General features: G+C 35.5%; 10 protein-coding genes. 7 read left to right on the forward strand and 3 right to left on the reverse strand.

The window, feature by feature from the left end:
- Positions 1-11: 11 nt before the first annotated feature.
- On the reverse strand, positions 12-2,015 hold the full coding sequence (locus tag R2Q77_RS06475) for an ATP-binding protein (RefSeq protein ID WP_316802903.1): 2,004 nt from the start codon (positions 2,013-2,015) through the stop codon (positions 12-14).
- Positions 2,016-2,394: 379 nt separating this feature from the next.
- Between R2Q77_RS06475 and R2Q77_RS06480 the strand changes: the two genes are divergently transcribed.
- On the forward strand, positions 2,395-2,586 hold the full coding sequence (locus tag R2Q77_RS06480; RefSeq protein WP_316802904.1) for a cold shock domain-containing protein: 192 nt from the start codon (positions 2,395-2,397) through the stop codon (positions 2,584-2,586).
- 197 nt (positions 2,587-2,783) lie between these two features.
- Here R2Q77_RS06480 and R2Q77_RS06485 read toward each other — a convergent pair whose 3' ends face one another.
- Both R2Q77_RS06485 and R2Q77_RS06490 read right to left on the reverse strand, forming a co-directional pair.
- Positions 2,784-5,171 carry an ABC transporter permease gene (locus R2Q77_RS06485; RefSeq protein ID WP_316802905.1) on the reverse strand — a complete coding sequence of 796 codons (2,388 nt, stop codon included), beginning with the start codon at positions 5,169-5,171 and terminating at the stop codon, positions 2,784-2,786.
- Between the two features lie 133 nt (positions 5,172-5,304).
- Positions 5,305-6,036, reverse strand: coding sequence for an NAD-dependent epimerase/dehydratase family protein (locus R2Q77_RS06490; protein ID WP_316802906.1), 732 nt, complete (start codon positions 6,034-6,036; stop codon positions 5,305-5,307).
- A 99-nt stretch (positions 6,037-6,135) separates the two neighbouring features.
- On the opposite strand from R2Q77_RS06490, the gene R2Q77_RS06495 reads away from it, so the two are divergent.
- The 6 genes from R2Q77_RS06495 to R2Q77_RS06520 all read left to right on the forward strand — a co-directional run bounded on the left by R2Q77_RS06495 (position 6,136) and on the right by R2Q77_RS06520 (position 12,240).
- The gene (locus R2Q77_RS06495) at positions 6,136-6,648 is read left to right on the forward strand and encodes a DUF2975 domain-containing protein (RefSeq protein WP_316802907.1); all 513 of its coding nucleotides are present in this window, start codon (positions 6,136-6,138) and stop codon (positions 6,646-6,648) included.
- Positions 6,649-6,650: 2 nt separating this feature from the next.
- Positions 6,651-6,863, forward strand: a complete 213-nt coding sequence (locus R2Q77_RS06500) for a helix-turn-helix transcriptional regulator (RefSeq protein WP_316802908.1) — start codon at positions 6,651-6,653, stop codon at positions 6,861-6,863.
- Between the two features lie 76 nt (positions 6,864-6,939).
- A complete protein-coding gene (locus R2Q77_RS06505; RefSeq protein WP_316802909.1) occupies positions 6,940-7,806 on the forward strand; it encodes an ABC transporter ATP-binding protein in 867 nt (288 codons plus the stop codon).
- A gap of 10 nt (positions 7,807-7,816) precedes the next feature.
- Entirely contained in the window at positions 7,817-10,999 is a 3,183-nt protein-coding gene (locus R2Q77_RS06510; RefSeq protein ID WP_316802910.1) for a M1 family aminopeptidase, read from the forward strand.
- Positions 11,000-11,099: 100 nt separating this feature from the next.
- Positions 11,100-11,531, forward strand: coding sequence for a DUF1801 domain-containing protein (locus R2Q77_RS06515; RefSeq protein WP_316802911.1), 432 nt, complete (start codon positions 11,100-11,102; stop codon positions 11,529-11,531).
- A gap of 136 nt (positions 11,532-11,667) precedes the next feature.
- Entirely contained in the window at positions 11,668-12,240 is a 573-nt protein-coding gene (locus R2Q77_RS06520) for a hypothetical protein (protein WP_316802912.1), read from the forward strand.
- Positions 12,241-12,249: the final 9 nt, after the last annotated feature.

Below are 12,249 nucleotides of genomic sequence, written 5' to 3' on the forward strand. Positions count from 1 at the left end.
TAAATGCATGCTTATAAAGGAAGTGTAAACCAAAATACACTTCCTTTATCCACGGTGCTTTCTACGCCAATTTTTCCGCCATGCCTTTGAATAATTTCTGCGCTTAGGTAAAGTCCGATTCCAAAACCAGAAATATTCTTTTTAGTTTCTACACGATAAAAGCGGTCAAAAATAAAAGGGATATCTGCAGGATCGATACCCATTCCGTCATCCTTTATGCTCACATAAGCTACATGGCCTTCAAGTTTACAATTAACGAGTATTTCTGTCTCCAGTTTTGAATATTTTGCTGCATTGCTGAGCAGATTCGAGATTACATGGCCAATCTTATCACGGTCTGCCTCAACAGTAACAGGTTCGCTCAGTTGCATCTTGATTTTATAACTGGGATATAACAACTGGTTATCCTCAATGGTTTCTTCAACCAGTTCATCAAGTTTAAATTCACTTTTCTCCAGGAATATTTTACCAGATTCTAACCTCGATACGCTCAAAAAGCCATTAATCATGGTGTTCATTTTATGAACCTGCAAATCTGCTTTGGCTAAAGAATGCTCTGTAACTTCGTCTCCATTTTTTGCGGCTTTAAATTGCAACATCTGGATATATCCTTTTAAAGAGGTGAGTGGCGTTTTAAGTTCATGGCTTACCATACCAATAAAATCATTTTTTCTTAAATCATCCTTGCGCTGATCGGTAATATCAAAGGTTACCCCCGTAATTCTAACTGCTTTTCCATCATGATTATAATGAGGTTTTCCAGAAGCCCTGATCCAATGCTCTGTATCATCAGCCCATTTTATTGGATACTCTGCCTGGTAAATCGCGTTCTTTGATAAAGCATTCGTAATTTGTTTTTGCACATAATCCCTATATTCTGGTAAAATAAGGGCCATTAACTCAGGGTAATTAAGTGGCTGATCTGGTTTAAGTCCAAAGTTTTTCTTGCACTGTTCTGAGCAAGCCATTATTCCACTGTCCAAATCAAGGTCATAAGAACCCAACCTTGCAGCATCTAAAGCAATTTGAAGACCTAAAGTTGTATCTCTTAAAGCCAGTCTAATTTTTTCCTCTTCTGTTATATCCTGTAGCGTTCCACTAAAACGGGTTACTTCCTGGTTTTCGTTAAAAAGAGCTTTACCTTTTGCCCGCACCATTCTTTCAATATGTGTTGACGGACTCAGAATGGTATAATCAATATCAAAGGAACCGCCAGAATTAAAGGTCATGGCGGTTGAAATGGCATTGATAACCTTTTCACGATCTTTATCTATGATAACATCGGTTGCCTTATTCAGGTCAATTTTTTCATCCGACTGCAGCCCAAACCATGTTTTTAGTCTTTCATTGCCTTCAAATTTATTGGTGTTTGGATCTAAATCCCAGGTACCTAAATTAGCGGCATCAATGGCAAAATTGAGCTGTAATTCGCTGTCTGTAACGTTTAGGTTAAGTGATTGTATCTGTTCAAACGAGTAAATTAAATCTTCATTCGTACTTCTAAGTTCCTCATTCATGGCGGCAAGTTCTTCATTCATCGCTGCCAGTTCCTCGTTTGAAGCTGCAAGTTCTTCGCTTAATTCCTGTTCTCTTTCTTCTGCTTCTTTAATCGCAATCAGGCTTTCATAACGTTTTGTTACGTCAATAGCGGTATTTAATACACAATAAGTTTCTCCTACAGCATTTTTAATTGCCTTGTATTTGAAATCGAAATAATAAAGTTTACGTTTGCCATCAACCTCTAACTCGGCAGGCATATTATCAGACTGGTAAGTTTCTCCCGTACGCATTACCTTTAAAAAAATCTCTTTAAACGGTTGATCAGCCAATTCAGGGAGCGCTTCTTCGATCGTTTTCCCAATTACACTACGATCTTTTCCCCATAAACTTATAATGGCATCGTTTGCCGCCTGAATAATCATCTGCTCTGAACTGTAAATGGCAGTTGGGTTTTCGGAAAGGGCTAACACGTCCAGAATCTGTTCGTTGGTAAAACGTAAGTTATTGTTGTCCATTAATAATCGGTATAGAGCTAAGAAAAAATGAATTTTAATTAAACGATAAAGTTAAGCCTTTTAGCATTCAATGTAGAAGGAACAATGAAAATGATGAATGGTTTGGCAACATTGCAGCATTATTAGGAATATTTTAATAAAATTTAAACTCTAAAATAAATCTTCTTCTACCTTATAAAATCGGGGTGATGGGCAGCTAAGATAAAAGCATGCAATTCCATATATTTAAAAAATAATTGCGCGTTATAGTAAGGCAATGTGTGCTAAAACAGGTTTATATACACCGTTAATATTTTTTTAAGCTAAAAAAAACTACATTATAGTAAGTTTAAATAATAATCATTTATATTTAAACTATAAAATCAAAAAAAAGAATAAAATGAAAACAGGTACAGTAAAATTTTTTAATGAAACAAAAGGCTTTGGATTTATCATTGATGACAGCACCAGTGAGCAAATTTTCGTTCACGTGTCAGGATTAAAAGACGGAATTAAAGAAGGAGATAAAGTGACTTTTGATACTCAAGACGGTAAAAAAGGTATAAACGCAGTTAACGTAAGAATTGCATAAATTATTCAATCATCCCAATCAACCGACCGAAAAATGCAGATAATAGGAATTATCTGCATTTTTTTTGATCTTTTTGAAAAGTTTATATTCTATTATCAGGTCTGCTGAACAAATATACTCGCCACGCGCTGGTTTAAAACTTACAATAAAGTTGGTGTTAAGAATTTTGTACGCTTAGTTTAAGCGCACAAAATATTTTATTCATATTTAAGGGCGTTTATGGTATTGGCCATCGCTGCACGGTAAGATCGTATGCTTACGGTAAGCAGTGTAATAAACATCGAAATAGCCATTGCAAATAAAAATGGTCTTATTCCAATATCTATCCGATAGGCGTATCCGGACAACCATTTCGAAACAAACAGATAGGCTAAAGGCCAGGCTACAATATTGGCAATGAAAACCATCATCAGAAATGATCCGTTTAACATTTTAACCAGTTCTATTGTGGTTGCACCAAGTACCCTACGTATTGCAATTTCTTTGGTTCTTTGAGTGGCAACAAAAGAAATAAGTCCGAAAAGTCCGATAAAGGAGATGAAAATTATTACGCTGGCAAAAGTTTTGAATAAAATACCCATAATCTTTTCGCTGTTGTAATAACCATCAATTTGTGTATCTACAAAATTGGCGTCATAAACTTCAGTAGGGTAGGTTTCATTCCAAATGGCTTCAACCTGTTTCATTACCTCAATAATCCTTTTACTATCCATTCTTATGGCGGCTTGATAATATTGTCGCGCTTCAGGATATATCAGCATAGGTGAGATGTTTTCTTTTAATGAAACATCATTAAAGTCTTTTACCACACCAATTATAGGTGCCCGTCGTCCATTTTGGACCACAATTTTACCCAAGGCAGTTTCAGGGTTGGTAATGTTTACCTTTTTAAGAAAGGTTTCATTTACAATATAGCCGTTTGCTGTATCGCTTTTTTGGTAAATTTTTCCGCTAATTATTTTAAGGCCGAATAGATTAATGTAATTTTCATCTGAGGGTGTTAACCTCACTTCAAAATCTTTATTATCCACACCATCCATTGTAAAATTGGTGGTATTCATCTGTTGCGACAGAGGTTCTCTTACACAATAACTTAAAGCTTGTATGCCTGGTATTTGCATTATCCTTTGCGTAAAACCTGTTCTTTTGGTTTTATTCAAACTATCGGCAGGCGCTTTGATCATAACAATGGCTTTGGTGTCAAATCCAAGTGGTTTTTCCCTTACATATTGCATCTGCCGTATAATAACCAAAGTAGAAATGATCAGGATAATGGTAATGGCAAACTGCACGATAACCAATATTTTTCTGAGCGAAAGATTGCCTGAATTAACGGTAACCTTATTTTTTATAGCCAGTGCGGGGCTAAAGCCCGACATGATCAAGGCAGGATAAAAACCTGCCAGAAAGCTTACCAGTAACACCAGCAAAAACATAAACAGAAAAATAATCGGATTGGCGAAAAGGCTAAAGGCTACTTTTACATTAAAGAGATTCTGCATCATTGGAATGCTTAATTCTGAAATTACACAGGCAATTAATAAAGCAATTATAGTAATGGTAAATGTTTCTGTAAGGAACTGAATAACCAGTTGCTTTCTGCCCGATCCCATTACTTTTCTAACGCCAACCTCTTTTGATCGGTTTATGGCCTGAGCCGTAGCTAAATTTATAAAATTAATACAAGCCGTAAGCATTAAAAACAATCCAATAACAGAAAGACCAATTATTTCTTTATTGCTTGCATGAGCACCGGCAAAATTCCCATACTTTTCTGAAAAATGAATATCGTATAAAGGCTGTAAGTTAGTGGATTGTTTGCCTGGTAGGTTTTTAAGAGTGAAGTACTTATCGTTAAAAGCTTTTAAAGGTTTTTGTAAATCGGCTAATGAAACACCTTCCTTAGCAAGTACATAACACTGATTTAAGGAGCCTACTGATTCCCAGTCAGCGTTATTTCTATTCTGAAAATTTGAATAACTGGCCACTATTTTTAATGGGAAACTGCTGTTTTCGGGTTGATCGGCAAATACACCAACCACTTTCAGATTGGTACCGTTATTATAAATCATGTTTTTACCCATGGCCGATTTAACATCACCAAAATACTTTATTGCAGCCGATTCATCTAATAAAACCGTATTTGGCTCTGCTATCTGTGTAGGGCTGCCCGCTACCCAGTTAAAATCAAAAATGTTGAAAAAGTCAGCTTCAGCATAATAAACAGATCGATCTTCTTTTATTTTGGCTTTACCAGCTGCATCTTTAATTAAAAATGTACCGCCACTTTTTACAATCATTGCTGTTTTCTCAAATCCTGCAAAATCATTTTTGGCTGCTGCGCCTAAGGGAATTGGAATTCCTTCAGAAGTATCATCAAAACTGTTGTATTTCCAATCGCTCACAAAACGATAAATGCGATCTCCCTTTTTTTCTTTTTTATCAAAACTAAGTTGAAAATTAATAAAGATAAAGATCAAAATACAGCTTGCCATACCAATAGATAAGCCAAGGATGTTAATGGCGGTATACCCTTTGTTTTTCCAAAGGTTACGGAGTGCAATTTTGAGATTGAGCCTGAACATAATAAAAATTTATTTCTGTTGTGCTAATGTTATGCCAATGGATTTAATGTAAGTAAAATACCTATTTAGAGTGTTTATAGGATTTTGCTGTTCGTTTACGAACATAAGATGTACGATTTTGAACAGCAGCCATTTAATGTTTTTTCACGGTTTCTGCAGCCAACAATTTAATATCCTGAATTTCCAGTATTTGCTTTGGATAGCCTTTTAATACACTATTAATCATCGCCAAGCCTACCTGTTTTAATGTGCTGGTTTGGTTTGGAAATAGAAAATGAAATACCGGGTACAGGCCGCTAATAATTTTATAATAACCTTTAATATTTTTCTGGCCTGCCGTTGGTTTCATTAAGCCCGGGCGAAAATTATATTCCTTTTTAAAAGGCAGTTCCATCAAAGCGTTTTCAGTTTTTCCTTTCACCTTTGCCCACATTATTTTGCCCGAAGCATCTGTGTGGCTGCCGGAGATAAAGCCAAATATCAACTCAGGGTTTAAATCCAATATTTTTTTCGCAAAATGAAGGGTGATATCATAGGTAATATGACTGTAAGCTTCTTCATTTAATCCCCTTGAACTGATTCCTGCACAGTAAAAGCAAGCGTTATAACCACTTAATTGTGCTGAATAGATTTCCAGGTTTAAGAAATCAGAAACTAAGCATTCTTTAAGCTTAGGGTGTTTTAATAGATAAGGCTTCCGGTTTACCATCAGCACTTCTTCAACATTTGGGTGCTCCAGGCATTCGAGCAGCACGCCTTCGCCAACTAATCCGGTTGCTCCGGTAATAATCACTTTAATTTTCATATCAATTTCAATCAACTTAGGGTAAAGGTAAGCGTAAAACCGGCAGATTGTTTTGTTCAAAAGGCCTGGTTTTAGATAGGAATGTTTTTTTTATTGATTAATTATTGTTTTACGATAATTAATTTCTAATTTTGAGCTATTAATTAAAAATTAGCATAAATGAAGCGTGCAAGAATAATTTCCAGAATCCTTTTTTATTTTAGCAGAACCATGGGTTTAGGCTATTTAGTAACAACTTTATATTCCATACTGTGTTTGCTTACAGGTTGGTTCATTTTGCCTTATAAGGACAATTATATACACATTAATCTTCCTTTTACACAAACAGCTTTTTTAAACCTGGAACTTAATATGCCTTATATCATTTTCTCGTTTTTATTGCCATTAACGCTATATAGTGCTTTTTTTTGGCTGGCCTCTAATGTTTTTAGGGTATTTACCCAGCCTAAATTATTTACCGAAGAAAGTTTAAAACAACTGAGGTTGTTTTACATATTTAATCTTTTTCCGCCAATTGTGTTGGCCATAATTGCCAGTTTCTTTGTATCTGTTGAAAGTGCTGTTTGGATTTTGGTTGTGGTGCACTTTGTTCTTGGAATATTCGCATACTTTTTAGCCGCAATTTTTAAACAGGGTTTGGATTTACAAAAGGACCAGGATTTATATATATAGTTATGCCAATTATTGTAAATGTAGATGTGATGCTTGCTAAACGCAAAATGCAGAGCAAAGAATTGGCAGAGAAATTAGGAATTACACCAGCCAATTTATCAATTTTAAAAACAGGGAAAGCCAAAGGTGTTCGTTTTGATACGCTGGAGGCGATATGTGAAATTCTCGAATGTCAACCGGGCGACATACTGGAATACGTACCCGAAATTAAATAGAAATCTGATTTAAATACCAATTGAAAAAAAGCACCTGAAAAGGAGCATGGAATTTTATTGCCCAAAAATTAAGCATATGAATACACTACAAATTAATCAATTAAACCTTTCTTATAAAAAAGGCGTTAAAGCAATCAATAACATTTCCCTGGAAATAAGCAATGGTATGTTTGGTTTGTTAGGACCAAATGGTGCAGGGAAATCTTCATTGATGAAAACCATTGTTGGTTTACAAAAGCCTGATGATGGACAGATCCTGTTTAACGGTATCGACGTGGTAAAACAACCCGATGCCATAAAAAAATACTTAGGTTTTTTACCCCAGGATTTTGGTGTTTATCCAAAAGTATCTGCATATAATTTATTGCAGCATTTAGCTTTACTTAAAGGGGTAAATAATGGAGTGGAGCGTAAGCAACAAATTTTGGATTTACTTGAAAAAGTAAACCTGAGGGCTTTTAAAGATAAAGAAGTTAACACTTTTTCGGGTGGCATGAAACAGCGTTTTGGTGTGGCCCAGGCTTTATTGGGTAATCCAAAAATTATTATCGTTGATGAACCCACTGCCGGACTTGATCCCGAAGAGCGCAATCGGTTCAATACTTTACTAAGTGAAATCAGCGAAGACGTGATCGTTATTCTTTCTACCCATTTAGTAGAAGATGTTCGTAATCTATGTTCTCAAATGGCTATTATGCAAAAGGGTAGTTTGCTGGCCCTGGGCAAACCAGCTGAAATGACGGCTGCTTTAAAAGGTAAAATCTGGACCAGGCAAGTAACCAAGCATGAGCTGGGCCAATATCAAACCAATCACCAGATCATCAGTCAGCAATTAATTGAAAAAGTAATGCACATTACGGTATATGCCGATACGCAGCCAGGAGGTTTCGTTGGTACGGTACCCACATTAGAACATTGTTATTTTCATCAGTTAAACCGTTAATACTACGACAATGAACCTCATTTATTCATTCGAACTTAAGCAGTACTCAAAAGGATTTTTTTCATACTTCAGTATTGTATTCCTGCTTTCCATAGGTTTTTTTGCTGGCAATCAGTTTAACCTTGCAATTGGTGAAGGTGTGTTCTTAAATGCACCTTATACTGTGGGTTTTATGATTGGACTGTTAAGCCTGTCCATTATATTTATAGCCACTTTTTTTGCATCTCAGCTATTATTTAAGGAATGGGACAGCCGTTTCGATAGCATTGTTTTTGCAACACCAATACCAAAAAAAAGCTTTGCATCAGGGCGGTTACTTTCGCTGGTAACCCTTACTTTTTTAGGGTTTTTGTGTTTAATGGCAGGTTTTACATTTGGACAGAATATGCGTTCAGGAGTAGAGATTAACCCGGATTTTCGACCTGTTCACTATCTGTATCCGGTAATTATTTTTGGCTTTATTAATACCTTATTTGTTTGCAGCGTATTAGGATTAGTTGCTTACAGTACTCGCAATAAGTTATTGGTGGCCGTAACAGGCTTAATGCTTTATGTGTTGTACATGATAACCTTGTTGTTTTCCAATTCGCCATTTATGGCTCAAAGTATGCCACAATCCATGCAGGCACAATTAATTTCTGCAGTTGCAGATCCTTTTGGTATATCAGCCTATTTTACAGAAAGCCAAAACTTTAGTATACAACAACGAAATATAATGCTGGTACCGCTTTCAGGTTATTTTTTATTTAACCGGTTTTTGGTGCTGTTAATTTCTTTAGTCTTTTTTGCCGTGAACATCAGGATATTCTCTTTTACTAAAAAAGAAGGCCGTAAAAAAGATGTAAAATATGCGTCTTCAGATGAAATTAAAACTTATCAATCATCAGGCTTTTCATACCTGATTGTAAACACTAAAGAAGATGGTAAAGCTTTCCTGAAAGCTGTTTTTTCATTTATTAAAATTGATCTGACCTATCTTTTTAAAAGTACGGTACTTATCCTTACAGCCATTGTATTGCTTTTTGCCGTGGGTATGGAAATGTATGCAGAAATTGAAAAAGGGATTCGTTTGCCACAGAAATACGCAAGTTCGGGCTTAATGGCAACTACCATTATCGAAAACTTTCATGTATTGGGATTATTGCTTGTTGCTTATTTCTTAAATGATATGTTTTGGCGAAGTTCGGCTTCTAAATTTAATATGATAGAAAATGCCACGCTGTTTTCAAAATCAAAATGGCTGGGCCATTGGATAGGTATAAGCATTTTGCTGGTTTTATTTTCGCTATTGCTGATTGGTTTGGGGATAGTTTTTCAAGTTGGATACCAATACCCGTATTTTGATTTAAAAGCCTATGGCGGAGTTTTTGTTTTTAATACCAGTCCATTCATCCTGTTTTCAGGCTTTATATTATTCATTAATCAACTGATTAAAAATAAGTATGCTGCCCTCGGCATTTCAATTTTATTAGCCGTAAGTGTATCGGGAGCATTATCCAAAAAATTAATTGCCTATCCCTTATTACGTTTCTTTTCAGGGTTTAATGGAACATATAGTGATTTTAATGGCTACGGAATTTATTTACCGTCTTTTGCATTTCGTTTGTTATTCGGTTTTAGCATCATTGGTTTAGCCTGGATTATATTTTTTATCCTTAAAAATAAAAGAATAAAACTTCAAACCCTTGTAGCTTCCTGTATTTGGATTGGTTTGGCATTTTTTTCTGGTAAAATGTACATGCGGGGTTATATACCGGTCAATAAAAATAAAAACTTGGAATCAGCTGCTAATTACGAAAAACAGTATCGTATCTATCAAAATCTGGCGCAGCCGACCATAACTGATGTAGAAACTAAAATTGATTTGTACCCTTCAAAAGAATCTTATTCCATTGCAGGTAAATACATCATTAAAAATTTAAGCAATACAGCTATTGATAAAATTCTGATAAATTTTGATGAACATTTCAAAATAAACAATGCAACTTATTCTTCTGAAAAGGAGCGTATAAATTTTGATAAAAGCATCTCGGTACTTCAATTAATACATCCTCTGCAACCCAATGATACCGCTCATATTACCTTTAAAATGGCTTACCAATGGGAAGCCGTAAATGGTCATCAATCGTTTAATGCCATTATCGAAAATGGTTCTTTTATGCGCATCAGCAGGTATTTTCCTCAAGTTGGCTATCAATCTGGCAATGAATTACAAGATGAAGAGGAGCGTAAAATTTTTTCGCTGGGTAAGCAAACACCATTGAAAAAAATAAATGCGCCCAAAATACCGGATAACGATTTTATTAAACTGGATATGACCGTTTCTACCGAAGGCAATCAAACTGCTGTTGGTACAGGCGAATTGGTAAGGCAATGGAAACAAGGCAGTCGAAATTATTTCCAGTACAAACCCAATCAGCCAGTGCCCTTCCGTTTTGCAATTTCGTCTGCTGCTTACGCAATGAAAACCACAATGTATAAAGGTGTTCAGATCAATATCTGTTATCACCCCAAACATGCAGAAAATGTACAGCATCTCCTCAATAACATCAAATTGACGCTGGATTATTGCCAGGATAATTTTGGGATTTATCCGTTTCGTACCATCACTTTTGCTGAAGTTTCTTCCTTTACAAAAGGTTTTGCAGCCACAGCCTATCCTGCGGTTATATTTATGACAGAAGACCTTATTTTTCATGCCAATATAAAAGCCGATAAACAGCAGGATGTGATTAATGAATTGGCCGGACACGAGCTGTCGCATCTTTGGTGGGGCAATAATCAAATTGCACCCGATGATAGGGAAGGTGCTGTTATGCTTACCGAAACCTTAGCCATGTACACGGAAATGATGTTGTACAAAAAAATGCATGGTAAAGAAAAAATGATGGAAAGGGTAAAAATGCATGAGCAGATTTATAATAGTGAAAAAGGCTTTACTGAAAATCAACCTTTGTACAAAGTTACCGGAAACAATACCCACATTTCCTATTCAAAAGGAGCAATGGTTATGGTAAAATTAAGCGATTTGATTGGTGAACAAAAAGTAAATGAGGCCCTCCGGAATTTTCTTGCTGAAAATAAGTATCCCAATCTGAAACCTATTTCTACAGATTTAATTGCTGCTTTTTTTAAGGTGAGCGATCAAAAATACCACAAAGAGATTAGGGAATTATTTATGGAAAAAAATTAAAATGGAATACGCAAACAAATTATTTGCCTTGAACTGATGATAAAAGAATAAACTGAGATTTGAAAAGATTAAATTAGCATTTCATCATTCAATATTTCAGATGGATATACAAGAACAAATCGAAAAGTATATTGCGAGCCAACCTGAGCCAAAACGTACTGAGTTGCAAGCTTTGCACAATAGCATTATGTTGGTTATGCCTGCCTGTAAATTATGGTTTCTGGATGGCAAAAACGATGAAAATAAAACGGTTTCTAATCCTAACATAGGATATGGCTTTTACAACATAAAATATGCTGACGGAAAAAGCAGGGCATTTTATCAAATCGGTGTCAGTGCAAACAAAACCGGAATTTCTGTTTATATCCTCGGTATTAAAGACAAGAAATACTTAGCTGAGGCCTATGGAGAGAAACTGGGCAAAGCGAGCATAAGCGGCTATTGTATCAAGTTTAAAACGCTGAATGATATAAATATTGAGGTACTAAAAGAAGCAATAAGATACGGGGTTGAGGTTACAAGTGAAAATTAAATTTAACTAAGGCACTTCGAATATGATTATTGTGTGAGCAAAGATTTGGACGTATATTTCAACTAAAATTTTATGATGGCGCAAAATATCAATTGCTACCCCGGGTAACGCCCAAATAAAAATTAAAGAAATAAAAATGAAATACTACACCACCTTCTTGTTCCTCCTATTAGCAAACATTGCTTTCGCACAAACCACCCGTAAAATTGTAAAAGATTTCGACGGAGATGGAAAAAAAGACAGTGTATTTATTGATAGCGATAAAGACATTCTGATGCTTTGGCTATCTACACAAAAATATAAACGAGTAGAAAGCAAAGAGATCACACACCTAAATTTCGGTAACACATTGGTGGCAACGACAAAAGGTTTTGAGTTTTGGAACGATTACGATCGCTCGGGTTTTATCAGTGTGTTTGCGTACAATAAAACAGCTAAGAAAATGCAGTTGGTACAAATGCGCAGAAGCGATGATCAGTTGGGAAGAGATAATCCTAACGAAGGACTGTACGAATCGAATGTAAACCTACTTACCAATAAGTACGTGGGTGTAATTAGAACCAAGGTTAAGGGTAAAGTTGTTAAGACAATCATTAATGCTGAACTAATTTTTCCGAAAACCTATTTGGAAACTTTTAGCGATTTGATAAATTTTGACTACCAAGCTAAATGCATTGCACTTTACAATAAAAACAAATCAAAAAAATAAAGATTAAAG

The sequence above is a fragment of the Pedobacter nototheniae genome, from assembly GCF_032678625.1.
GTDB lineage: Bacteria > Bacteroidota > Bacteroidia > Sphingobacteriales > Sphingobacteriaceae > Pedobacter > Pedobacter nototheniae_A.